This is a genomic window from Methanosarcina baltica, from assembly GCF_055394095.1.
Map to the genome: position 1 here is coordinate 3,170,367 of NZ_AP042463.1, position 24,567 is coordinate 3,194,933.

At 43.6% G+C, this 24,567-nt stretch carries 23 protein-coding genes, 1 tRNA gene and 1 pseudogene; 10 read left to right on the plus strand and 15 right to left on the minus strand.

Features of this window, described 5'->3' with window-relative positions:
- Positions 1 to 47 precede the first annotated feature (47 nt).
- Entirely contained in the window at positions 48 to 236 is a 189-nt protein-coding gene (locus tag ACZ5QV_RS13835; RefSeq protein ID WP_464600357.1) for a hypothetical protein, read from the minus strand.
- A 557-nt stretch (positions 237 to 793) separates the two neighbouring features.
- Positions 794 to 2,458: an IS1634 family transposase gene (locus ACZ5QV_RS13840; protein WP_464599431.1), complete on the minus strand. Its 1,665-nt coding sequence runs from the start codon at positions 2,456 to 2,458 to the stop codon at positions 794 to 796.
- A 337-nt stretch (positions 2,459 to 2,795) separates the two neighbouring features.
- Between ACZ5QV_RS13840 and ACZ5QV_RS13845 the strand changes: the two genes are divergently transcribed.
- The 4 genes from ACZ5QV_RS13845 to ACZ5QV_RS13860 all read left to right on the plus strand — a co-directional run bounded on the left by ACZ5QV_RS13845 (position 2,796) and on the right by ACZ5QV_RS13860 (position 6,450).
- The gene (locus ACZ5QV_RS13845) at positions 2,796 to 3,509 is read left to right on the plus strand and encodes a glycosyltransferase family protein (RefSeq protein WP_464600358.1); all 714 of its coding nucleotides are present in this window, start codon (positions 2,796 to 2,798) and stop codon (positions 3,507 to 3,509) included.
- A gap of 760 nt (positions 3,510 to 4,269) precedes the next feature.
- Positions 4,270 to 5,388: a pyridoxal phosphate-dependent aminotransferase gene (locus ACZ5QV_RS13850; protein WP_464600359.1), complete on the plus strand. Its 1,119-nt coding sequence runs from the start codon at positions 4,270 to 4,272 to the stop codon at positions 5,386 to 5,388.
- Positions 5,388 to 6,044 (plus strand): CDP-alcohol phosphatidyltransferase family protein, encoded by a 657-nt coding sequence (locus ACZ5QV_RS13855; protein WP_464600360.1) that lies wholly within the window; start codon positions 5,388 to 5,390, stop codon positions 6,042 to 6,044. Before ACZ5QV_RS13850 ends, ACZ5QV_RS13855 begins: the two co-directional genes overlap by 1 nt.
- 100 nt (positions 6,045 to 6,144) lie before the next feature.
- The gene (locus ACZ5QV_RS13860; RefSeq protein ID WP_464600361.1) at positions 6,145 to 6,450 is read left to right on the plus strand and encodes a hypothetical protein; all 306 of its coding nucleotides are present in this window, start codon (positions 6,145 to 6,147) and stop codon (positions 6,448 to 6,450) included.
- 33 nt (positions 6,451 to 6,483) lie between these two features.
- On the opposite strand, the gene ACZ5QV_RS13865 is transcribed toward ACZ5QV_RS13860, so the two are convergent.
- The 3 genes from ACZ5QV_RS13865 to iscB form a co-directional block, all read right to left on the minus strand.
- Positions 6,484 to 6,831, minus strand: coding sequence for a Fic family protein (locus ACZ5QV_RS13865; protein ID WP_464600362.1), 348 nt, complete (start codon positions 6,829 to 6,831; stop codon positions 6,484 to 6,486).
- 149 nt (positions 6,832 to 6,980) lie between these two features.
- A complete protein-coding gene (locus ACZ5QV_RS13870; protein ID WP_464602111.1) occupies positions 6,981 to 7,262 on the minus strand; it encodes a MarR family transcriptional regulator in 282 nt (93 codons plus the stop codon).
- Positions 7,263 to 7,301: 39 nt separating this feature from the next.
- Complete coding sequence (gene iscB, locus ACZ5QV_RS13875; protein ID WP_464600363.1) at positions 7,302 to 8,519, minus strand: RNA-guided endonuclease IscB; 1,218 nt, start codon at positions 8,517 to 8,519, stop codon at positions 7,302 to 7,304.
- A gap of 525 nt (positions 8,520 to 9,044) precedes the next feature.
- Here iscB and ACZ5QV_RS13880 point away from each other — a divergent pair.
- Complete coding sequence (locus tag ACZ5QV_RS13880; RefSeq protein ID WP_464600364.1) at positions 9,045 to 9,923, plus strand: tetratricopeptide repeat protein; 879 nt, start codon at positions 9,045 to 9,047, stop codon at positions 9,921 to 9,923.
- Between the two features lie 623 nt (positions 9,924 to 10,546).
- Here ACZ5QV_RS13880 and ACZ5QV_RS13885 read toward each other — a convergent pair.
- The 3 genes from ACZ5QV_RS13885 to ACZ5QV_RS13895 all read right to left on the minus strand — a co-directional run bounded on the left by ACZ5QV_RS13885 (position 10,547) and on the right by ACZ5QV_RS13895 (position 11,985).
- The gene (locus tag ACZ5QV_RS13885) at positions 10,547 to 10,825 is read right to left on the minus strand and encodes a hypothetical protein (RefSeq protein ID WP_464600365.1); all 279 of its coding nucleotides are present in this window, start codon (positions 10,823 to 10,825) and stop codon (positions 10,547 to 10,549) included.
- Positions 10,826 to 11,024: 199 nt separating this feature from the next.
- Positions 11,025 to 11,110: transfer RNA gene (locus ACZ5QV_RS13890), tRNA-Ser, on the minus strand.
- Between the two features lie 101 nt (positions 11,111 to 11,211).
- Entirely contained in the window at positions 11,212 to 11,985 is a 774-nt protein-coding gene (locus tag ACZ5QV_RS13895; protein WP_464600366.1) for an FKBP-type peptidyl-prolyl cis-trans isomerase, read from the minus strand.
- 521 nt (positions 11,986 to 12,506) lie between these two features.
- On the opposite strand from ACZ5QV_RS13895, the gene nikR reads away from it, so the two are divergent.
- Positions 12,507 to 12,968 carry a nickel-responsive transcriptional regulator NikR gene (gene nikR, locus ACZ5QV_RS13900; protein WP_464600367.1) on the plus strand — a complete coding sequence of 154 codons (462 nt, stop codon included), beginning with the start codon at positions 12,507 to 12,509 and terminating at the stop codon, positions 12,966 to 12,968.
- Between the two features lie 62 nt (positions 12,969 to 13,030).
- Here the strand turns inward: nikR and ACZ5QV_RS13905 are convergent, their stop codons facing one another.
- The 4 genes and pseudogenes from ACZ5QV_RS13905 to ACZ5QV_RS13920 form a co-directional block, all read right to left on the minus strand.
- Entirely contained in the window at positions 13,031 to 13,951 is a 921-nt protein-coding gene (locus tag ACZ5QV_RS13905; RefSeq protein WP_464602112.1) for a glycine betaine ABC transporter substrate-binding protein, read from the minus strand.
- Positions 13,952 to 14,120: 169 nt separating this feature from the next.
- On the minus strand, positions 14,121 to 14,963 hold the full coding sequence (locus ACZ5QV_RS13910; RefSeq protein WP_464600368.1) for an ABC transporter permease: 843 nt from the start codon (positions 14,961 to 14,963) through the stop codon (positions 14,121 to 14,123).
- Entirely contained in the window at positions 14,957 to 16,369 is a 1,413-nt protein-coding gene (locus ACZ5QV_RS13915) for a quaternary amine ABC transporter ATP-binding protein (RefSeq protein ID WP_464600369.1), read from the minus strand. Before ACZ5QV_RS13915 ends, ACZ5QV_RS13910 begins: the two co-directional genes overlap by 7 nt.
- Before the next feature lie 119 nt (positions 16,370 to 16,488).
- Positions 16,489 to 17,480: pseudogene (locus ACZ5QV_RS13920) on the minus strand (IS701 family transposase).
- A 569-nt stretch (positions 17,481 to 18,049) separates the two neighbouring features.
- Between ACZ5QV_RS13920 and ACZ5QV_RS13925 the strand changes: the two are divergent.
- Both ACZ5QV_RS13925 and ACZ5QV_RS13930 read left to right on the plus strand, forming a co-directional pair.
- Complete coding sequence (locus ACZ5QV_RS13925) at positions 18,050 to 18,970, plus strand: DMT family transporter (RefSeq protein WP_464600370.1); 921 nt, start codon at positions 18,050 to 18,052, stop codon at positions 18,968 to 18,970.
- 50 nt (positions 18,971 to 19,020) lie between these two features.
- The gene (locus ACZ5QV_RS13930; RefSeq protein ID WP_464600371.1) at positions 19,021 to 20,298 is read left to right on the plus strand and encodes a calcium/sodium antiporter; all 1,278 of its coding nucleotides are present in this window, start codon (positions 19,021 to 19,023) and stop codon (positions 20,296 to 20,298) included.
- Here ACZ5QV_RS13930 and ACZ5QV_RS13935 read toward each other — a convergent pair.
- From ACZ5QV_RS13935 to ACZ5QV_RS13945, 3 genes are all read right to left on the minus strand, one after another.
- A complete protein-coding gene (locus tag ACZ5QV_RS13935) occupies positions 20,295 to 20,417 on the minus strand; it encodes a hypothetical protein (protein WP_464600373.1) in 123 nt (40 codons plus the stop codon). The genes ACZ5QV_RS13930 and ACZ5QV_RS13935 overlap by 4 nt on opposite strands.
- A gap of 127 nt (positions 20,418 to 20,544) precedes the next feature.
- Positions 20,545 to 20,982 carry an ACT domain-containing protein gene (locus tag ACZ5QV_RS13940; RefSeq protein ID WP_464600374.1) on the minus strand — a complete coding sequence of 146 codons (438 nt, stop codon included), beginning with the start codon at positions 20,980 to 20,982 and terminating at the stop codon, positions 20,545 to 20,547.
- Between the two features lie 110 nt (positions 20,983 to 21,092).
- Positions 21,093 to 21,467 carry a hypothetical protein gene (locus tag ACZ5QV_RS13945; RefSeq protein ID WP_464600375.1) on the minus strand — a complete coding sequence of 125 codons (375 nt, stop codon included), beginning with the start codon at positions 21,465 to 21,467 and terminating at the stop codon, positions 21,093 to 21,095.
- Positions 21,468 to 21,824: 357 nt separating this feature from the next.
- Between ACZ5QV_RS13945 and ACZ5QV_RS13950 the strand changes: the two genes are divergently transcribed.
- Together ACZ5QV_RS13950 and ACZ5QV_RS13955 are read left to right on the plus strand one after the other, a co-directional pair.
- A complete protein-coding gene (locus ACZ5QV_RS13950; protein WP_464600376.1) occupies positions 21,825 to 23,219 on the plus strand; it encodes an alanine/glycine:cation symporter family protein in 1,395 nt (464 codons plus the stop codon).
- A 570-nt stretch (positions 23,220 to 23,789) separates the two neighbouring features.
- Positions 23,790 to 24,314, plus strand: coding sequence for a DUF367 family protein (locus ACZ5QV_RS13955; RefSeq protein WP_464600377.1), 525 nt, complete (start codon positions 23,790 to 23,792; stop codon positions 24,312 to 24,314).
- Positions 24,315 to 24,567 lie beyond the last annotated feature (253 nt).

Genomic DNA, 24,567 nt, shown 5'->3' on the forward strand with positions numbered 1-24,567 from the left:
TGGCTCTTTGAGCTTTAACAAGGATTTCATCGCATAAATACCTTGAATTACAGTCCGAGTCGGATCTTCAAAAAAACGTAAAGGTCTTTCAAGCTTTCCTTTATCCAGGAGTGTTCACTTCCATAAAATGAGGGCCGCCGGTTTTTACCGGAGTAGTTTGCCTCTGCGACTCCTGGATTTCTTATGATCCATCTCCTCTCAGGGTCTTGTATTCTGTGGAGCTGGAAGACCTGCATCTGGGAAATTTTCTGCGAAATCCTGGGGGCTCAGAAGGAACTCGTCAGACAGGCAGCCGCTCTGGTGGGAAGAAGTCCCCCCCATTATTCAAATAAAATAATCGCAGATTAAGCCTAAGTTCCGGATTTTTAGGCACATAAAAGACTTTTGATGCTGAATTATGTGCTTAAACTTAAGCACACTATATTTGAGTCCTAATTCCAAAAACGCAATCAATGGACATAACAAATTTGTGGAAACATGGATCTGCGCGTAAAATTTGGGAACTAAGGATTCAGTGAAATAGACCAAATATTCGCACAACCCCTTTTGCACAATCCTTTAACACTCATAACAACCTTTATACCTGCGATGAATAACAGACAATTGGATTTACAATGAATTTAACTCACTGCAATAGTGATACTGGAGTCATAACTACAGCATTACTATTGGCAGCTGGTAAGGGTAGTCGTTTGTATCCTCTGACTTTACTTTCAAAGATGCATGTTTTTCCGTTATCAAGCGGCTTTGTTTGTGTGGGCCTAAGGAATGAATAATCCTACTGATGACGTTTTTATTGGGGTGGCAGGTAATTACCCAGGTTCAAGAAAGAAAATAATGATGCTTGCTTTGTACTCATCTCTTCCAGAATAATATTACACTTATTTGATTCTTTATCCTGGATAACTGCCAGCCTAATTTCGGACAAATTTTCAATTAGTCTTCTCATAGAAAGACCATATCTCTTTGTCTCCCAGGCTAAATATCTGTAGAAAAGTAAGCCAATTATAGACAGAAATACGTGAACTTTGATATTTTCATCTTTGTGGTGGTACACCGGTCCCACAGGGACAAGCAGGTGATCATTCAATAGCTTAAAATCATCCTCTATAGCGCCTTTATTGTTGTATGTTTGCACAATTTTTTTAGTGTGCCAACGGTGCTTATCTGTAAATAGTATATTTTTTCCTAATGAATTTTCGCGCTTATTTTTATTCTCTTCGTCAATCCAGAACTTTAACTGAGGTTTTTTCTTACCTTCAGGAGCATCAGTAATTTCATATTTCACCATACTTCTGTATTTTTTGATAATAATGTCTGCAACCTCTTTTTCTACACTGCTCCTGTTTCTTGCTTTTCCTCTGTTGCTTTCCAGTCTCCTCTGTAGGTCTTCCAGATTCTCAGTTATTTTTGACATATTTGACTCACAAGTTCTTTTTTGAAGTTTGTGAGTTCCTTCATTGAAAGTAATTACTGTTGTAAATTCTGTCCCGTAAAACTGATGCTTTGTCCGATAGCCATAAATTTTGTGGCCTTCTGAGCTTTCATATAAAAATTGATATTTAGATAATGGCACTTCAAGAAGATCATCTGCCTGATTTGCTTTTACAGCCCCTACAAAATTCATCTTTGAAGTTGCTTTTTCAATGTTGTCCTTTGAATTGTTTCCCTTATCAAAAACAAGAACAAGGTCTTCCGAACAAATATTCAATTCGGTTAGACGGTTTACTATTTTGTCAACCAGACCTGAAAATTCCTCTGAATCATGCACATTTCCTGGATATGTCTCGTGAATAAAAGGTAAGTTGTAATCATTAGCAGCCAGCGCTACAGATACCTGATTTTTGTCTTTACGATGCTTTTTGTTATACCCTTTATGAAGCAATTCACTTTTTTCATCATAATTGGTAGCATAAGTGAACCAGTTTGATTCATCCACAAACAGTACTGAAGGGGTTAGTCCTTTTTCGATGAGAACTCGGCACAAATCGTCTTCAATATTTTTCATTGTGTCGGAATCAATGTAATTCATATGATTCAAAAAATTCTGACAATTTAATTTATGAGGGAATTTCCACTTAAAAGATAAGGCCGATTTTTTGAACCATTCCCCAATACCGTTTTCACTTAAAACTCCATGAGATTTCCCCACTATATCAAGTAAAAGATACTCTCCGACACTTAAACCATCGATTGATTTTTTCATAGTGTGCTTGTTCACTATGTCAACGAATCCAAGCTCTTCATTCACATGAAGAAGTGCGGCAAGTTTGCCGTACTCAAAAGATTTCAGTTTCATGTAGGGCAATGATTCACTCTGTTTTTTCATTTCAAATATTTTTTCGGCATTGCCTAAATATATCTGAAATATAGTTTTCACTTTTCCATCAATTCTGCCAGTTTTAATAATATACCAGTATTTTTTACCGTTGATTATTTTCTGTTTTAAAAAAACCATGATATAAATTTAGGTTCTACGTATATAAAGATATTTCTTCAAAAAACAGATACAATAGGCTTTTTAAATGTAATTTAGAACTTAGGCCTTACAAATATTTTTTTTAACGGATCTTCCTTGCCACTGATTTTTGTGGCAAATCAAGGCAAAAATAGCTCTTCTTTGAAAGCTGAGTCTGACACGCGATACACCGAAATGCCTTACAATGGTTCATAAAGCATCTATGCTCGAACGACTTGTCATCAATTTGAGTAAACAAGGCTTCAAACGTCTTGTTGTAGTCACAGGGTTCCAGGAAAAATGTATTCGCGATTTTTTAGGAACGCGGGCTTGCGGAATGAAAATCGAATATATTTTCAGCCCCCGTTATGGAACCACCAATAACATATATTCACTCTGGATGGCCCGTAAAATTATTAATGAGCCTTTTCTCCTGGTTGAAAGTGATCTTGTTTTTGACGTATCTCTTCTGGATGACATGTGTTTTCCTGACAGAATTGCCGTTGCACACATGCAACCCTGGATGAATGGTTCCACTGTCACAATCGATCAATCCCAGGATGTTCAGAAATTCCAGTGCGGTACTCTCAAGCCTTCTGATGAGATCAGATACAAGACTGTTAACATTTACAGTTTTTCGCTCTCTTCATGGCATAGGATTACAAAAAGACTGGACCAGTACATTTCAGCCGGCAGAGTAAACGATTATTATGAAACCGTATTTGCGGAAATGGTGGCTGATGATAGTCTCTCTCTTAAAACAGTCTCTTTTGACAGCAAGCGATGGTATGAAATAGACACCATTAAGGATCTGGCAGAGGCTGAGAAACTATTTTCGGCAGACAAATCCGAAACAATAATTCCTTACAACATCACGCGGCAAACCCCTGGAATATCAAGGTCGTTTTTTCAACAAACAAAAGGAAGGGAGAAGGAAAAGGTTACTCGTTCTATTTCTGGTTTAAGATCATTCCCTTCGTCCAAGTCTTTAAGTTTAAAGCCAATTCTTAAGGCTAAGGCTCTAAAAATAGAAATGCTACCTAAGGAATGAGTCAAACCTTAGTTCCCTAATTTTAAGCGCATATAAGCATTATATGGTCTCAATTGATACCGATTTTGAAATTCAGTCAAAAAAATCATGTGCTTATATTTTAAGCACATGATTCAATATCTGGAGGCCTTTATGCGCCTAAAAATACGGAATGCAGGGTCAAATGTAATATCAAGTATTTGTGTAATAAAAATGATAATTATGGGAAATGGAACATAATCATTCAGGCTAAAATATGGAATTTTTACATCAAAATGCAAGGCAATAACCCAATATAATTCTGAAAACCAAACTTGTATGAGTATATCAGCATCGTTTGAAGTTCTCGATCCAGAATCACTGGCAAGAGAATTTTTAACCACGGAACACACGAAAGGACATGGAGACCCCCGTTTCGTTCCGCTCAAGCGGACTGAAAAACGCCAGACCAACCTTAATTGGTGTCTTCCGGTATTCTTTTTCCGTGTATTCCATGCCCGAGTTCCGCTTCGGCACCCGAGTTTCGCTTCGGGATCACAGGAAATCGAAGATTTCCTGGGAGTTGCACTGCAAGTGCAACAGCACGAGGTCTGTTTCACTCGTTTCACTCGCTCAAGCAGACTAAAATATTTTCCGTGTGTTCCGTGTGTTCCGTGGTTTGAATGCACACACCAAACACCTTTTCACACAAAAACACAATATGTATGAGTAAGCAATTCCCAAAATAAAATCTGAAGTTATATTTTTACCATTCCTAAAAACAAATAATGAAGGAAAATTCATGATGCAGTATAATTATAAGACTCAAACTGAAAAATACGAATTCGTTTCCGGACAGCATGGTGGTTACTATCATCATCATTTCATAGACCATGCTTATCTTTACAATCTATATTTCCCTCCAGAGGCAGTTTTTACAAGCTTTAAAGATCAAATTCACGACATTGTCCTTAACTACCCGATTGCACAGGATGCTCTTGCCGGTCTTGTAGGAAATCTGATCCATCAACCTGCTGAAAGAATCGTTGTAGGAAACGGCGCTGCCGAACTTATAAAAATTATATCCGGCCATATATCCAGCAAGTTAATCGTTCCAGTGCCCTCTTTTAATGAATATGCGAATGCAGCGCCTGCAGGCCAGGTAGTTGAATTTCCTCTTGAATATCCATCTTTTAAATTGGATGTCGATAAGTTTGCTGCGGAAGCGATCAGGGTTAAAGCAGATGTTGCTGTTGTGGTAACACCTAATAATCCAACATCTATGCTGGTTCCCAAATCCGATTTAATAGCTCTTGCACAAAAACTTGCAAATCATGACTGTATGCTGATCGTCGATGAATCCTTCATGGATTTTGCACATAACCCGGATCAGACAACCCTTGAACATGAAATAGAACATTACCCGAATGTGGCAATCCTTAAAAGCATGAGCAAAGCCTATGGTATCTGCGGTCTCAGGATCGGTTATATGCTAACTGCAAATTCAGCATTTGCCGAAGCTGTAAGAAAAGGCGTACATATCTGGAATATTAATGGATTTGCCGAAGAGTTTCTGCGGATTTTGCCCGATTACAGACAGGAGTTTGTCGAAAGCTGTAAACAGGTACGGACCGACAGGGACAATCTGTATAAAAACCTGTGTGCTATCCAGGGAATGACTGTTTACAAACCTGATGCAAACTTTATTTTCTGCCGCCTCCCGGATTATGCACAAAGTGGCCCTGAAGTTACGAAGAGGTTGTTTATTGAGCATAACATGTACATAAAACACTGTCAGGACAAAACTTTGCCTGATTCTGATCGTTATGTTCGTATTGCCAGCCGTACTGAAACAGAAAATTGCAAATTAGTTGAAGCATTGGCAGATATCATTGGCTTAAAGAAAACGGAAGAATCCTGATGAACGATTTGCAAGGTCAACAATCACATAAGACAGGAATGCTTGCTTTCGCTCGAGATCTTCCAAATATCTGCTCGCTTGCAGGGTTGTTATGTGCGGTTCTTAGTATATACTATGCTATATTAGGCAATTTTCCGGTTGCGATAATTGGAATGATTTGGGCTGTTTTTTTTGACTGGGGAGACGGAATCATTGCCCGCCGGATGAAGGGGCGAACTGATGAATATCGAGCTTTCGGGGGACAGCTTGACTCATTGATAGATATTGTAAGTTTTGGAATTTGCCCCGCTGTTTTTCTTTTGAGCTATGGAGAATTCAGTCCATGGTTCTTACCAGGTGCATTCGTAATTGTCGCTACCGGTGCAATACGCTTGAGTTATTTCAATGTTTTCGGCCTGGTCGATAATTCGACATACATGGGATTGGCACTTGACAACAATGTCATTATTCTTGCTTTTGTCTTTCTGTTTGACGGTTTCTTTGGCCATACAATTTTTTCAGTCATTATATATACAATGTTTATGTTTATGGCTGTCTTTAATTTAGCACCGGTCCGAACGCCCAAGTTTAACGGAAGGTGGTTTTATGCTCTCGGGGTTTATGTCACGGGATTAACAGCCATCTATGGCTGGATACTGTTAACTACCCACTACTGAAGGCGAAGGTTCCAGGGAGGGGTAATTGACTCTCTCCCTACTTATTTCATGATGCCCTCACTATTAACCCCGCTGGAAATGCCTGTAATAGACGGCCTAAATGCCGCGAAATCTCTACGTCGTGCTCAGGGAGCCGTCGCTTCTTGCCGGGATGTTCTATCCGGGAGTGTTCACTCCCTGGGAAAAAATGAAGGCCGCCGGTTTTACTGGGTTTGTCTGTCTCTGCGATTCCTGGGTATCTTATGATCCCTCTCCTCTCAGGGTTCTGTATTCTGTGGAGATGGAAGACCTGCATCTGGAAAATTCTCCGCGAAACCCTGAGGCTCAGGAAGAACTCGTCAGACAGGCGGCTGCTTTTGTGGGAAAAAAGTCAGAGGTAAGGATTAGATACATGTGCCACTTGTAACACTTGTAACACTTGTAACTTTGTGCATTCATGTTATTCAATTGATTTCAAAAAAGAGCTGCCCTTTCCGGTAATTACATATTTTTGGAACTGGCTTCGGGGTTTTTCGGGGATAGTGTAAGTTACAAACCCTTCTTGCATGAGGGGAAGGATATAATTCTTAAAGTTATGGTAAGTATTCTCCAGGCCAACTTCAGCCATAATTTCTGTTCTTGATTGAGCTTCCATGCAGATGCGAAGGATTTCCAGTTTCTTACCTTCTAAAATGATTTGTTCACTCACCTTTTTACTGGCTTCCGGATGAACTTTGAAAATAGTCGGGAAGTAATTCCGGGCCTCATCGGTTTCGAAGATGGGTTCGGGGGAGCCGTTATTTTTCATCGCATAAAAACCTTGAATTACGGGCCGTGCCTGAGAGAAGCCTGAGGCTCTAAGGGCTTGATAGTCCGGGTTTAAGATTTTGGACCGGAGGTTGTTTCAGGCAGGCTAAGGGCCCGGGGGTTAGAGGCTTGCTTGAAAAAAAAACGTCCTCAGATCAGAATTTCGTTAATTTTTTTATAAAAATCAACTATTTGTTTTGTTGCTTCGCTGTCCATGTTTAAGTGAAAGGTGCGGATCTGCTTTCCGAGGGGTTTTTCAATCGCTATTCCAGCTTCGACAAGAGGGGTTATGACTCTTGAGACACTTGAATGGGAAAGGCCCGTATCCTCGGCAATTCCGGATAGGTAGGTGGAATCGTCCTGGTGTTCGATCAGGTTTTTAAGGACCGTCATCTGAGCGGTTTTTCCGAATATTTTTTCCAGTGCATCCATTTCTTTCATCTTACCTCAGCAGGTGGGGGAGGAATGCGTTCAAACATTCACCGCCTGGATTAAAGTTGTAGTTCTCGCACAGAGGCGAGTACAGTTTTTCTTTACATTAACACTGTTTGATATTACATTACCAAATATATCTTGAATGGCAAAGAAGCCGGTGGCTCTTTTTCCTTTCACAAACCCTTCCCCTTTAACTGTTTTTACACGGTCAAATTTTCTAATTCCGTATATTTTACCGGTTGGAATCTTCTTTTCTGATCTAGCACCTGTTGTCTGCTTGTAGTCCCCGGCTGAAACGTGTTTTTTATGGTAAACCGTATTATCCAGCTTTACCGTTTGCCCGTCTTCGCAGCAGATAGCAACAGCATCATTATAGTGGGTTTTAGGGAGCTTTAAAAATTGTTCTCTCTTAAACTTGGTCTCAAAACCAAAATTTTTTTCAAACTCCCAGTCTGACTTTTTAAGCTGGCTTTTGATAATGCCCATCTCGGTTGCATGTTTGGTTTTCGATCTTCTTTTCTTTAGCTCAAACTCTCCTGCGTGGAGGGCCTGATGGCAGGGTTTGCATAAAACAATCAGGTTTTCCGGAGTGTCGGGACCTCTATTTGTCCTGAAAATGATGTGGTGACACTGTAAATGTTTGTCCTTCGATTTGCCTTTACAGTGCTGGCATGTGTACCCGTCCCGATCCAGCACGAAAGCTTTAACATTATAGAAATCCTTTTGTGGACCTTCCTGATACTCAATTCCGGAAACTTCCGGATTCGTTATTTTGTGAATATCAAAGGAAGCCGTTTCGACCTTCCACTTCGTAACCGGTAAGATGGATTCCACAAAGTTCTTTTCTCTGATATGGGACTCCAGCTTACTCCTGATTGAAGGGGCCAGCCTTCCTTCTTTCCTCGAAGCTGCCCTATTATTGAACCTTGCGGGCCTGTGGGTTTTCCGGCCTCTACGGTTTCTTCGGTACATTCTCCTTTGATCCATCTTTTTAGAAACATCCTGCCTTAATTGAATTTCTGACTGATAAACTACCTTTCCGTTAGCAATAGCCGCACAGCCAACAACTTTCGAGCCTGAGTCTATGCCTGCTATCACGGGCTGAGTGTACCCACTACTTCCGAAAAGCATTTTAATTGTAAATGGTATAGTTCTCAAAACCTTTGCCTTACCTTCCCTCAAAAGTTTTCTGGCCTTTGAAGGTTTACAGGGCATTAGTGGTTTTCCGTTCTGGTTTTTTATGTAAACTAACATAGAGTTCACCTCCATTTTTTGGAGTTCTGCGTATTGGGAGTTGTAGAGTCAACCCACCAAATCCGGCTTCCTCTCGATCTGATACTGAAAGGTTTGTATGATGCAAGCACTGTCCCTACCTTTCAGGACTGTTTAACCGGCATCCTTAGAGCCTGAAACTGAGGCGGCATTCCAGGGTAACTATAATATTCTTTCGTATCGGCTGCCAGTATTACAAAGCTCCTTACTGGCGATCTGGTCAACCAGGGACTTGCCAAAACAAGCCCCTTACTCTAAAACCTGAGCCGTTAGGCGAAGGTTTTAGGTGGGGGTAATTGACAATATTTAAAAATGATTAGCCCGTAGATTATAGTGGGTAACTGTAGATGAGGCTCTTATCTCTGTTAAGTAGATAAGGTACAAAATGAATTTAAGACTCTGAGAGCATATTATATTGCTATTAAGAGATTCGGGTATTAAAAAACGGAAGACGAAGGTTGAAACAGTGTAAAACGGCTAAAATTGAAAAAACTTTGGACAATTATTATGACCTCCAATGAATGGTATAGCAAAGGTGTTGCATTTCTCGAACTTAAAATGTACGGTGAAGCTCTGGAGGCTTTTAACAGAGCCCTGGAAGTAAGCCCCGATAATTCAAAAATCTGGTATAATAGGGGTGTGACTCTCAAAGCCCTGTTTAAGTGTGACGAAGCCCTTAATGATTTCAATAAAGCTATCGAGATCAGCCCGGATGATGCAAAACTCTGGTACAGCAAGGGCAGTGTCCTTTTTGACCTGATGCAATATGAAGATGCCCTGAATGCCTTTAACAGGGCCACGGAAATCGATCCGAACGACCCCGAGGTCTGGCATTACCGTGGGGTCGCTTTACGGGAGATGAGGGCCTACGAAGAAGCCATGGATGACTTTGAAAAAGCCATCAGGCTCTTCGAGAGTAACCGTGAACTCAATTCCTTAAATGCAAGTGAATGGTGTAAAAAAGGTATAAATCTCTGCAAGGTCAGAAGCTATAATGAAGCCCTTGAGGCCTTTAACAGAGCGATTGAGCTGAATCCCATGAACGGAAAGGCCCTCTACAACAAAGGGGTAGCTCTCCGCTGGCTCGAAAAACAGGAAGAAGCAAAACAGCACTTTGAACAGGCCGTGCTGGTCTTTGACAAAAAGATTGAATCCAGCCCCGAAAACGCCAGGTTCTGGTATAACAAGGGAGTAGCGCTCCGGGACCTTGAACGATACCCTGATGCCCTGAAAGCTTTTGAAAAAGCGATTGAGATAAACCCGAGCTTCACGAAAGCCTGGATCGGGAAAGGAATCATATATGACAGGGTAAATAAGCACCAGAAAGCCATAGAAGCCTACGAAAAAGCCGTGGAGCTAAATCCGGTATATTCGGACCTGATCTGAAGAATTTGTCGAAACATAGCGAAAAACCGCTGTATAGCGGGGAAATTCATAAGAACGCAGCAGGAAACCCCTGAGTCTTTAGCTCAGGGGAGGGCGTAAACTTCCCGAATTTCCATCATTTGAATTAATGTACTTGACCTAGCCCTCAATCGTTTACAGTTTTTCTTTACATTAACGCTATCTGTAATTTTGTTCCCAAATATATCCATGATTGCAAAAAATCCGCTTGGTCGCTTCCCTTTTACGAATCCACTGCCTTTTGAAGTCTCTATGAAATCAAATTTTCGAATTCCGAATATTTTACCTCTCCCTCCGCAGTTGGTAAGTATTTTGCCTTATTTCTTTAAAGACAAAAAAACCACCGGGTCGGGACGGCTGGAATAATAATATTAAACGGTGGGCTAAAAAAGCCGGGTTTGACCCTCGGGTTTCTCTGCAAAAACTACCGGAAAACTATAGAGTCCTGGATGCTGGCGGCGGGAGTCTCTGAAATACAAATCTGCCTTAGACAAGGGTACACGCAAGCAACCTCGTTACAACAATATTCAAATATAGGATTTACAAGGGAAGAAAAAGAGGAGATAAGAAGACGGCTTAAAGGCTGGATGATTGAGTAAAAATTTTTAAATGATATCTTTTTTTTTCAGAGGGATAGAGGGATCCCAATATTCCAAATTTTTTTCACTATTTTCTTTACTTCGTAAAATTCCCCTTGCTTCCAATTTAGATAGATTACTTGATACATTACCTGGCAACGTATTTTTTAAATAATCCTCGCTTTTTTCATCCTTATATTTCCAGGCCATAGCTTTGAATACATAATTATAAATTAATTTTTCACCATATATTTTCTGTAGGAATCTCACACAATCACAGCATTCTTGTATTTGACTTTTTACCATTTTATCCTTTATATAAGTTCAATAATCATAAATCTGATCTGGAGGTGGGGTTCCATAATACATTACCTTAAACCATTGTTTAGGTGATGTTATAATGAGCTCAAATGCAAATTTCAAAATCAGGTGATTTTTTTAATGAGCCACCAATTACTGGATTTTGGAACCATCTGCAAAAAAAGACTGTAAGAATATATTTTTACGCTGAGGAGGAGATTCGAACTCCTGTAGCGCGTCAGCACTACCGGTTTTCAAGACCGGCGCCGTAGTCCACTTGGCTACCTCAGCATATATGAAGAACCGTATTCAGGAATCTATAGAAACAGATTATAGTATATAAAATTTGTGAAAGGAAAAGGGGGAAAAGCCCCTTTTTCACTTCCACTGTATTAATTTTCTGCGTCTTCAGCTTTTTCTGCGTCTTCAGCTTTTTCTGCTTCTGCTTCAGGAGCTACTGCTTCTGCAAGAGCTGCTTCGATGTCTTCGGGGGTGATTTCGGGTTCAACCTCGACTTTTTCGATGAACTGGACTTCCTTGAGTTCCACGAACTTCATGATCTCGGTTGCGATCTTGTTCTTGGCCATGAGCCAGCGCTGGTTGAAGGTCAGGCCGGTAGGGATGTAGATGTTTGCGGTGCCGTTCTCGATCTCGACTACCAGGTCCCTGATGCCGGTGTAGAGGGAAAGCAGACCCTGGATCTTGTTAAGGTCGCCTTCGATGAGCTCCTCGATGGTGAACTCGTAGGTGACGGTCTTGCCTGCCATGGGGCTGTTGAAGTCAACTGAGACCTTGCGCCCGATAACTCTGGTGACCATACCTCTCTTGCCGTCGATTTCCACACTCATGCCGGGGTAAGCTTTTTTGTCCTTGAACCTGGTGATGGAAAGGGTCTTGATAAGTTTGGTGTTGCTCAGGCCAAAGCCTTTTTCAGGGGGGATCTCAACGCTGCCGGTGGAACCGAGTTCATTGCCTTCAAGAGCCTCATCCAGGCCTGTAATGGTGTGCCCTGCGCCTACAATGACCACGTCTCCGCCATAAAGGCCCTGAGCGTTGTAGATGCCCTCTTCCTTTGCAAGTTCCTCGCTGGTTGTGTCAAAGATCCTGCCGTCGTCAAATCTACCTGTGTAGCTTAATCTTATGAAATCGCCTTTTTGGATTGCCATAATGTTCAACTCTCTTATTATATTTGATGAATATGATAATTACTGAAATTTGATATGAATTCTAATAACTCTGAGCAAATATATCTCTGCCGTGTCCCAGCTTATATATCTCAGCCTTTAATAAGCTTTTTGGGTTTTCCGGCCGGAATCCTCTTCCCCTGGCCAACAGTGTAATTATTATTTTAGAATTATGGGATGGGGCCGGGGACCCTCCGGGTTTTCCCGGAATTTCTTAGAGGGACCGGGGAAGAGATCAATGATATAATAATATAGTTATTTTACAGATAAATTAACATTTAATATTACTTTAGTGGACATATTTGCTTACAAAATATTAAATATCAACCCATTTTATTATAGTATGGGGGCAAAGAGTTCGATTGTAATTATATGTGTAGCTTCCACTGCACTCAGTATTTTGAAAAGTAGTACATTCTTTCCGGCACTTTAAATGAAGCCGGAAGAGCCGGGAAACAAAACCGGGCCTTAAAAACCCATATTTATTTTTTGGAGGAGCCATAATGGAAAAGCAACTTATGAGAATAGGAATATCTCTTCCGAAATCTCTTTTAGACAAATTTGACAACATAATCTTCAACCGGGGGTATTCCTCCCGCTCGGAAGGGATAAGGGACGCTATCAGGGGCTATAACCAGCATTATGAATGGATGCAGGGCATAGAGAAAAAACGGACCGCAACAATTTCGATTGTTTATGACTGTTCAAAAAAAGGAGTCAATAACGCCCTTGAAAACATCCAGCACCAGTACACCGACATGATACACTCAACTGTCCGCATCCACCTCGAACCCCCTTTCTGCTTCGAGGTAATCATCCTGGAAGGAGACGGGAAGCGCATCGTGGAACTTGCGGAAAAGATCCTTAGCCAGAAAGGGGTGCAGTACTCCAAACTCATGACCGTGCCTCCGGACAGAAATGCGGGGCAGGAAACAACAGAGGCACCAATGACCCATCATCACTAAATTAAAAAAAGCAAAAAATGTGAAGGGATGTAAAAAAATAAAAAATGTTGGAGAAAGAGATGTTATTCTTCTCCAATCCATTCCTGTACTTTTTCGGGGTTGTTTTCAACCCACTTTGCAGCGGCCTCTTCAGGAGCTGTTCCGTTTTCGATATCCATCATAACGCTCTGGATATCCTCATGGGTCCACTCGAATCTCTCAAGAATCATATAAAGTCCAGGCATGTCTTCCTGCAGGCCCTTCCTTGCGAGAGTTTCCACATGGTCGGCTTCTCCGAAGATGCCCTTCGGATCTTCCAGATATTTAATGTCCCAGCGGTTGAAGGCCCAGTGGGGAGACCAGAGGGTAACCACAATTGGCTCTCCGGAATTTATGGCTTTTGTCAGAGCTGTGGCCATTCCCGCACCGCTGCTCGATACCAGTTCCAGGTCCAGATCATAGTCTTCAATCGCGGTTTCGGTGATACCCATCATCCCGGCTCCGGGTTCTATCCCTATGATTTCGCCATCGAACAGATCCCTGTTGGCATTGAGCTCCTCAATGGAGGAAATATTCACGTATGAAGGGACAACAAGTCCTATGCTGCAGTTTTCAAGGTTTACCCCAACAACATCAATCCGGTCCCCGTAGGTGTCCCAATAGTTCCTCTGGGTCTGGGGAAGCCACGCCGAGGTCGTGAAGTCAAAATCGCCGTCAGCCACGCTCTTATAGAGGGGACCTGCGTCAACTGCGGTAATCTTCACATTTTCATATCCGGCTTTCTGAAGCACCTGCTGGATAACATTGGTGCTTGCGATTTCGCCGTCCCAGAGGACGTAGCCGATTGTTATCTTTTCAGTAAATTCGGAAGCAGGACCTGCTTCGGAAGTTTCCGCGTCACCATCTGTTTTCTCGGCACAGCCTGCCCCGAAAAGGCAGAGGCCAAGCACCAGACTTACTATTAATATCGATCCAATTTTTTTTGTAATTGATCTTTTCAAAATATCTACAACCTTTCATATTACAAATTTAATATTCATTTACAGTGTTAATCGGGATATGGATAATGCGGAGCTTTAGAGGACATAAGCCCAGGCCCTTTGCTCACACTTCTTCCGGAAAGGGGAGAAGTGACCCCCCTTCTCCTATCTGCCTTTACTCCGGGCTCCAGGCTCAGGCTTTCGGACTCAGGCTCTGGGTGACCCTGTCCAGGACCACGGCGATAATGACAATTCCGAGCCCCGCTTCAAAACCGAGCCCTATGTCAACCCTCTGGATTCCGAAAAGAACCTGGTAGCCAAGCCCGCGGGCTCCTATCATGGAGGCGATTACAACCATTGAAAGGGAAAGCATTATGCACTGGTTAACACCCGCCATGATGGTCGGGAGAGCGACTGGAAGTTCCACTTTCAAAAGCTTCTGCCAGCTGGTTGAGCCAAAGGCCTCCGCAACTTCGTTCAGTTCCTTTGGGACCTGCCGGACCCCCAGGTTTGTCAGGCGGATGGCAGGAGGCATTGCAAAAACAACCGTTGCGATCATACCGGGAACATTTCCGAGCCCGAAAAAGATCAGAGCCGGGATGAGGTAGACAAAGGAGGGCATGGTCTGCATCAGGTCGAGCATGGGCCTTACAAGCCTGTTCAGGAGATCGTTTTTTGCACAGAGGATTCCCACCGGGATGCCGATAAACAGGGTGAGAAACGCCGAAGAAAGAACAAGGGCAAGCGTCTGCATGGACAGTTCCCATAGCTCCATATTAAGGATGAGCAGGAAACCGACCCCTGCCCCAAGCGCCATTTTGATGTTTCGTTTTCCCGCAAAGTAGACAAAAATCGAAAGGGCCAGGATAAAGATTTCCGGAGGCAGGAAAAGCAATAAGTCCTTCAGGGCAGTGATAAGGAAGTCAAGTTTATCACTCAGCAGGTCAAGGCCCGTCCCAAAGTGGGCCTCAATCCATTTTACCAGAAACTCCACAAAGTCCCCTAGGGGGATTTTGGGAATTATTGAGCTTAACATGATTTCAGCTCCGGTTTTTCAAGCTGATTTCCTTCAGGAGAAGCATTTTCTCCCGTTTTTGCTTCGGCATCAATTCCCAGCTCACTTTCAGGAGGCACAGCCAGAACCACTTCAGGGCCTGAACCAGAATCCGGGGGCTGAAAATTTTCTTCCTGGCTTTTTGATTCGGTTTCGGATTCAGCTGCCTCTTTGGTTACCTCCCCGACTTCCTCAGTTTCCCCGGACATTGCAAGGGCGCCCAGCACGCTCCCCTGGGCAATTATTCCCAGAAATTTCTTATTTTCGTTGATAACGGCAAGGGGATACTCGCTGTCCACTATGACATTGATTACCTCGTTCAGAGGCATATCCGGGGCCACTGTGGAGACTTCCCGGTTTATATATTCCTCAAGGCTTTTTTTGGTTTTCAGGGCCTCAAGGGCTGATTTTATTGTCAGGATTCCCATTAAACGCCTGTTTTTCCCTTCCACGACGTAGATAGAGGAAATCCCGTATTCCTTCATCAGCTGGATGGCAACCCCGGGCCCTGAGTTTACAGCAACCATGGGGTTAGGACGTTTCATAACGGCCTCTGCGGTAAGGACTTTGGACCTGTCAACCCCAGCAACAAACTTCGAGACGTAGGCGTCGGCAGGCTCGGTAAGGATTTCTTCCGGCGTCCCGATCTGGACGACTTCTCCGTCTTTCATGAGAGCTATCCGGTCTCCCAGTTTCAGGGCCTCGTCAAGGTCGTGGGAAACGAAGATGATGGTCTTTTGCATCTCGTCTTCAAGAGATAGCAGTTCGTCCTGCATCTCACAGCGGATAAGAGGATCGAGGGCACTGAAAGCCTCGTCCATAAGGAGAATATCGGGGTCATTGGCAAGAGCCCGGGAAAGCCCCACCCTCTGTTTCATCCCCCCGCTGAGCTGGGTGATTTTACTTTGCTCGTAGCCTTTGAGCCCGACGGTATCGATGGCTTTTTCAGCCTTTAAATAACGTTCTTCTTTAGAAACACCCTGGATTTCCAGACCGTAGGCCACGTTGTCGAGCACGTTCCTGTGAGGAAGCAGCGCGAAGTTCTGAAAAACCATTCCGAGTTTGGCCCTGCGGACTTCCCGCAGTTTTTCCCGGTCCAGTTTCGCTATGTCCTGCCCGTCAATCAAAATAGCCCCGCCGGTTGGTTCTATCAGGCGGTTCATACAGCGCAAAAGAGTGGACTTTCCGGAACCTGAAAGCCCCATTATAACAAAAGTTTCCCCCTCATACACTTTGAAACTGACGTCCCTGAGCCCGACGGTCTGTTTCGTTTTTTCATGTATTTCCTCTTTTGAAAATCCTTTTTCAAGAAGAGAAAGTACTTTATGAGGGTTTTTTCCAAAAATCTTAGTAATATTTTTTACTTCTAGTTTTACCTTTCTATCCACAATAAGACCTCGGGTTAACCGAAGATTCTTTTTAAAATCCAGTTATTATTGATAATATTTAGGAGTTACGCAGTTGGTTCTCAACATGCCGTTTTTCAGCAACATCACAAATATCAAAATTAATTTAATGTGTATAGTGAGTTATTTAAATATGCTGCCACTGCAACTCTTGTAATTTTTACCTTAATCTCAAACCAGGATATTCCTGTTTTGATTCTTTGTAATTCCAGTCTAAGGAAAGCTCTTAAGGAAAATATTATATGTGCTCTTTGTGACTCTGCTTTTCTTACCTGGCACTTTTCTACACCACAGAACTGTTTTATCCCTCTGTGATATTCCTCAATTTTCCATGATTTCTTCGCCAAATCCTCGCGTTTTGATTCATCCATATCCAGTACATCTGTAACCCAGTGTCGCGTGTCTCCGTCTGTGGAAACGATCCTAAACACCTTTACAAATCCATATGATTTCAGATGAACCACAAGTCCTTCTGGAGGAATATCTACCGTTTCAAGTGGCACATTTTTCGTGTTGTCAGGATATACCAAACGATTTTTCTTTAACCTTGTGAGAAAATGCCATCCTTTGGCCTTAATGGCTTTAAGGTTTTTCACACTTGCATACCATGTATCACACAAAACAAATCTGGGATTAAAACCACGTTCTTTGGCTTTGTCAAGCATATCGCGGAAATGGTCACTCTTCGTTTTATCGTCTTCATCGATATTATAAATTCGAAAATCAACAGGTATAATGATTGTACCATCTGTCCAAATTAAGGTAACAAGACCTATGCCCATTACAGTGCGATGATGATTTCCACTCCACATACGGCGAACAAACGCTATTTTTTTGCGTATAGTTTATCTAATGTTGAATCGTCTAAAATAAAATAGCCGCCTTTAAGCTTGACATAAGCTTTTACTTTTTCCCATAGCTTTTCTGTGTTTGGAAGTTGCCTTTGAAGGCAACGAGTAAAGGCGTCATGAGAAGGAGCCTTAGCTGTTAATTGATAACATCTAGTGGCTTCAGTACAACTAAAAACCTTAGAAGTCGCAATGAGGAAATTAATGTAATCAATATCGCTACATTTGGGTGGATTTATAACAATAACTCCTTATTTTTTTGGGAATTATTGTTTATTTATTATAATTTAAATAATATCATCTTTTCGGAATCTCAAGTGCGTAAGTCCTAATATTGATAGTTATGAACTACGATGGAAAACACGGGGGTTGCAAGTAGCTGTAATTCCTTACAGGTTGCACGAAAACAACACACAGATATGTGCACAGTTTTTGCCGCTTCAGGCCCAATGAACCTGAAAAGTCCGCACAAAAGAATGTACATCCCGGGTAGTTGCAGGCCTTTATGAAAGATCATAAAAACTTTACAAATCATAAAAACGCAACAAGCCTTTTGAGACCTTTTTTAACCAATTAGAACTTATTTAAAACGTCTCAATCCAACATGCATTTAACTCATGCAGTATAATATATATAGTTTCCTATATAATATTTAGATAATTGCAAACTTATTTTGATAGGAATTGAAAAAATGTTCCTTGATTATTTGATTATTTGATTATTTGATTATTTGATTATTTGATTGTTTTCCCCTCTTCCCGGTCCGGGAAGTTCTTTAAAAAAGTATATAACTAAATCCGTAATTATAGCCTCAATGAGTGCGGGAACAAAACGGGCATACCCTGAGGTTGCAATAGCCTGTACTATTTTCGGGATGACAGGTATTTTTCTGGAACATATCCGGGGGATGGAAATCGGCCCGATTCTGTTTTACAGACTTTTTTTCGGTTTTCTTACGATCGTATTCTATCTCGCATTGACGGGCAGGTATTCCGAAGTCCGGCTCGGAAAGAAAAAGGGTAACCTCCTGGTCCAGGGCAGCTTCATAGCAATAACCATGTTTTCCTTCCTTGTGGCGGTTAAAAACACCTCCGTATCCATTGCCATCCTCCTGCAGTACACGGCCCCGGTCTACGTGACCCTGCTCGCCCCCCTCGTCCTCAAAGAAAAAATCGGGCCCTGGAGTATGTTCGCCCTCCTCCTCGCCGTCTTCGGGGTCGTACAGGTTGTAAGACCCGAGGCCGGGTTTTCCGGAATAGAGTTAAACAGCGCCTACGTAACCGGCGTAGTCTTCGGAATGCTTGCCGGGATTACTTACGGGGCCTCAATAATCAACATCAGATACCTCAAAAACGAATACTCTTCAATCTCCCTGGCCTTCTGGGGGCTTGCGATAAGCACCCTGCTCTCAGCCCCCTGGGCCTTTGAAGTCTCCCTCGAAACCCTCCGGGAAAACTTGCCTATCCTCTTCCTCTTCGGGTTCCTATCCATGGGAATCGCGGAACTGCTCTGCGTGGACGGGCTCTCTCGTCTGGCCGCCCAGACCGGGAGTATTCTGGCTCTGACCGAACCCGTGGCCGGAATTTTCTTCGATTACACCATACTCGACGTCCCCTTCCGGCTGAGCACAGTCCTGGGCTGCGTCCTTATCCTGAGTTCAGCAGTGCTCGTAAGCTTTGATAATACTCCGGTAGTTCCCATCCCCAACATTGTTCCGCGCCGAAAAAAGGAATAAACCGGCAGTAAAAGATATGCTTAAATAAAACCCGGATTCAAAGTTCATCTGTGCTTGTCTTCGACATCGTCCTCTTTGCGTTCGGGCTTTTCCTGCTCGTAAAGGGGGCCGATCTTTTCGTGGCCTCTTCCTCTTCAATCGCAAAAAAACTCGGGATCTCGGAATTCATAATCGGGCTGACTCTGGTCTCCATGGGGACCTCCGTGCCCGAACTTGCCTCCTCCATAGCTGCCTCCTTCCAGCAGGCTAGCGGGCTTGTGATCGGAAACGTGATAGGCTCGAATATAGCAAACATCGGGCTGATCGTGGGCACAGCAGGCGTGCTCTCGGCTGTCAGGACCGACGAAGTGATGCTGAAAAGAGACGGGTACATCATGTTCTTTTCAGCCCTGGTTTTTCTCCTTTTCGTGCTTGATTTCCGGATTTCCCGCCCTGAAGCCCTGGTTTTTCTTCTGCTGTATATAGCCTACATCCTTTTTTTGTTTACCAGGGTGCATCAACAAAAAGAGGTGGTCTATTTCCAGGACTTTCTATATTATTTTTTCAAATTTGAATACCTTTTTGACATCAGGACAAAATTCCGTGAAGGATTTAAGCAGGAAAGTGAAAAACTGGAGGATGCCGGAGAAAAGAGAGCTGGAAAAGAAAGAGCTGAAAAAGAGAGAGCTGAAAAAGAGAGAGCTGAAAAAGAGATAGCTGGAAAAGAGATAGCTGGAAAAGAGATAGCTGGAAAAGAGATAGCTGGAAAAGAGATAGCTGGAAAAGAGATAGCTGGAAAAGAGAGAGGCGAAGAAAAGGGAAACGGAGAAGAGAAAGCAGGAGATAAAAACAGGTCGGAAGAAGGGGACCCGCCCCTTCCTGAAAAAAGCGGGTTTACTCAGGACTTTTTAAAACTCATTGCAAGCGGGGTAGCAATCGTCCTGGGGGCCAGGTATCTTGTTCAGGAATCCATTCTTTTTGCAGAGCTCCTGAACGTGCCGGAAACCGTAATAGGGGCAAGCCTTGTTGCCATTGGGACTTCGCTTCCGGAACTGATGGTCACGGTCACGGCCGCCCGAAGCGGTCGCGGGGGCATTGCCCTCGGAAACGCCATCGGTTCAAACATAACGAATATCTTCCTGGTCCTCGGCTGTGCAGGCCTCCTCTATCCTCTGCCGATAACGGAGCTGAGCGTCTTTTTCGTAACTCCCTTTATGATTTTCATGAGCTTGCTCTTTCTTCTCTTCATCTGGACCGGCTGGAAAATCAAAAGATTCGAGGGCCTCTTCCTGATACTGGTCTATTCGGGTTTCATGATCTGGCTTTTCAGCATCAGTGAAGGGTTTTAAGAATCACTGCCCCGTAGCCTGGAGACCAGAAACCTCACAACGAAAATGGCCGTAAGCGAGGCCAGCAGGCCCATCAGGAGTACAAGGGAAAGCCTTTCGGCTTCCGCGAATCTGAACATTAAACTGAAAAAAAGGACTACCAGAAAAAGTCCCCCGGCAGATATTAAATAGACAGTCGAGTTAGACAAATTTTCAAATATATTTACCTGCATTTTACTCATGATCTCCAGAGGCTTTTGATGCCTGTTATAATTTGCCGTCCAGGGGGGCACTGAGGACCTTATGTCCTCCGTCTGAAAGGGCTTTGACCGCCTTTTCCAGGGTTTCCTCCTTTACCAGAACGTAGTCCGTATCGTAGGTCGAAAGCGCAAAAAGACTTATGCCTTCTTCCGCAAGCAGGGTGGAAAGAGCTGCGAGAATCCCTATCAGGCCAAAGTCCAGAGGCCCCTCGACCTTCAGGCCCCTCCAGCCCGGTTCGCACCGGACCCCTTCCGGAATATTCTTTTCAGGGCAGACTACCGAAAGTTCATCAGCGGTCTTTGTAAGCGAATAAAACCCATCCCGAGTTGCCCAATCCGGGATATTATGGCCTTTTCCCCTGTCTTTTTCCAGGCGACAGACCCCCAGTTTCTCTTTCATTACACTCAGCGTGAGTTCGGCTTTTTTCGGTTTTTTAGTATTCATTTATCCCGGATTCCCTGAAAGTTGAATTTTAGAAAGTATTATTTGAAAAAATATTATAAATATTTAAGAATTTAATATTTATGCATCAATAATTTTTGATTTCAACTCAGTCAGCAGGATTTCCCTGTCCTAAAAAACCTGAGACATCCCGAGAGGGTTTTAGGGGGGGGGAGTTGACATATCCGTACATTATATATATTAAAAATTACCATAGTAATTTTTGTATATATCCTGAGAACATCCCAATCTTTATATAATACAACTACATAAAAAGTATTAAGGGTAAGTTCTAGGTATACGGGTCTTTTTTTAGTAACCAGATTGTACAAATCCCAATGTACAAATCCAAAGTACGTTATCCCAACAAATTCAAGCGTACACAATCCCAACAAATCCCAACGGTTATCCCAACATTCACCCATTCCTACCCTTGCCCTTTTTTTACCCACTTTTTTACCCACTTTTTTACCCGCTTTTTTACCCATTTACCACTTTTTTAAAAATGTCTCTGTTTGGTATCCTTTGAGTACAAGATTATAAGTCAGGTTATTTCACCCAAAACATTTAGAAATTATTTAATTTTAAACCCCAATTAATACACATATCTTTTAAAACTATTTTAAAAATAAAATCAATGCACTTAAGTATCTTTTTAATTTATATCCTTTTACAAAAAACTAAATATAAAAATATTATATGCAGAGTCTTTCATGCAGTATTATCATTCGGATTTGATCCGGATTTATCTCTCCGGCATCCGGGAAAATGGCCTGTATTCAGGACCATACTGTTAGTATTAATTCATAATGCATATTATATATTTATTTTAAGGGTTCGTTACTATGGTAGTTAGCACGATATTCGAAGCGTTAAATTCCGAAGCGGTAGTATCCCTTCTGAACGGAATCGACGGGTTTATCTGGGGCCCTCCTCTCCTTATCCTGCTTGTGGGGACCGGCATATACCTGACTTTACGCCTGAAATTAATTCAGATATTCAAATTACCCATGGCCCTGAAAGATGTGCTCGGGTCTCGCAACGTTGACAGCAGGGCCGAGGGAGATATATCCAGTTTTGCGGCCCTCTGTACGGCGCTTTCGGCCACAATCGGGACCGGAAACATCGTCGGGGTCGCAACAGCCATTGCGAGAGGTGGGCCTGGAGCCCTCTTCTGGATGTGGTTTGCAGCCTTTTTCGGGATGGCGACCAAATACGCGGAAGCTCTCCTTGCCGTCAAGTACAGGACCGTTGACGAAAACGGACAGATGTCCGGCGGGCCCATGTACTACATCAAAAACGGCCTGGCCCATAAGAGCTACAGTGGAGTCCTTGCCAAACTCTTTGCCCTTTTTGGGGTCTGCGCGGCCTGCCTCGGGGTGGGCACCTTTACTCAGGTAAACGCAATCGTGAGTTCCGTGGAAGCCACCTTCGGCATCTCCGGAGTGGACACTTCAATCGCTCTGGCCTTTCTGGTGGCCCTCGTTACCATCGGAGGGATTAAGAGCATCTCCAGGGTTGCCCAGTTAATGGTCCCCTTCATGGCAATCGCCTACGTAATCGGCTGTCTCCTTGTCATAGGCCTCAATATCGATAAGCTGCCCTCGGCCGTTGCCCTGATCATTAAGAGCGCCTTTACCCCGGCTGCAGCTTCCGGCGGTTTTCTCGGGGCGGGCATAATGCTTGCCATACAGATGGGGGTCGCAAGGGGTATTTTCTCAAACGAGTCCGGACTCGGCAGTTCTCCGATTGCAGCCGCAGCCGCAAAAGTCAGGGAACCTGCCAAACAGGGCCTGATTTCCATGACCGGGACCTTCTTTGATACGATCGTCATCTGTACCATGACCGGCCTTACTTTGATCATTTCCGGCACCTGGAAAAACGGGGCCAGTGAAGCCGCCCACATGACCAACGCCGCCTTTACGGGGACACTTTCGGCCGCAGGTTCCTACATCGTGACCATAGGCCTGATCTTCTTTGCCTTTACGACTATTCTCGGCTGGAACTACTATGGGGAACGCTGTATGGAATACCTGACCGGCGTAAAAGGCATTCTCCCCTACAAAGCCGTCTACATCTTTCTGGTGGCCGCCGGAGGTTTCCTTTCAATCGAAGCCGTCTGGATCATCGCCGATATCTTCAACGGGCTAATGGCCTTCCCGAATCTCATCGCCCTCCTGGCACTTTCCGGGGTTGTTGTCGCGGAAACCGATAAGTACTTCAAATCTCTTGAAAAATAATCATGAGGTTCTGGCAGTTCAGCAGGCAGCGCTGTTGAAGCGACTTTAGGTACTGAAAAAGAAGATTGAAGCATCCGAAGGTGGACTGGAAAAACAAGTTGCATTTCCCGAATTGCGTTTCGGGATCACAGGAAATCGAAGATTTCCTGGGAGTTGCGATGAAATCGCAACAGCACGCGGTCCGTTTCGCTCGCGGTGCGAGCTCAAGCGGACTATGAAACCAAGTTATGCTTTTTTCAATCAGACGGGACTGGAAAACCGAGTTCCTTTTTGTTCAATCAGGCGAACTGGAAAACCGAGGTCTGCTTTGCTAACGCATGTGGGACTAAAAAAACGCAAGATTGACCTTAAATGGCGTATCTCCGCCATTCTTTTTTTCGTACCTTCCGTGTCTTCTGTGGTTTGAAATTTGACTGGCGATATTTTCTGTAAGGACTTTTTTAAGCACGGAAACCGGCCTGTGGCCGGGGAGTACGCTGGCCCCGGTTTGAGTCCGAATTCCCGGAACGGGGTGAGTTTTGCCTGAAAATGCGTAAAACATATATGTCGGGTCTTCCAGAGGGGGGAGCAATGACAAAGCCGATACAAGACCGGGACATCCCCCTTTATATGTATCATGCCGGCCAATGTAACCCAAAAAAGTGCACCGGCAAGAAAATGGCCCGCTTCAACCTGGCCCGCCTGTATGAAAAAATCTCGAAACTGCCCAGGTACTCGGTCCTGCTGGACCCCATGGCTGAAAAGGCCCTTTCCCCGGCTGATAATGTCGAAAAGGGCATCACGGTCCTGGATTGTTCCTGGGAAGAGGTCGAGCGTGTTTTTCCGGAACTGGAGAAACTGAATCTGCAACACAGAGCCCTTCCGTATCTCCTTGCGGGAAACCCGATAAACTTCGGGCGGCCTTTCAGGCTCAATTCCGCGGAGGCCTTTGCGGCGGCCCTTTATATCCTGGGGCATAAGGAGCAGGCTGAAAAGGTAATGTCCAAGTTCAACTGGGGACACAGTTTCCTGGAACTGAACCATGAACCGCTTGAGGAATACTCGCAGACGAAAAACAGTACTGAAATTGTGGAAGTCCAGAGTCATTATATGTAATCTGATAGGGTTTGTCTTAGGAATGAGTCAAATATAATATCAAGTATTTTTGTTTACCATTCCTTAACCACCCGAATTCCGCTTCGGGAGCACGGGGTCCTTTTCGGGAGCTACGCCCCTCAAGAGGACGAAAAAATGCCCGAGAAACCGTAATTATCGTCTTCCTGCATTCATTTTCCGTGTGTTCCGTGTGTTCCGTGTGTTCCGTGGTTTGAATGCCCACACACCAAACACCCCCTCACACAAAAACACA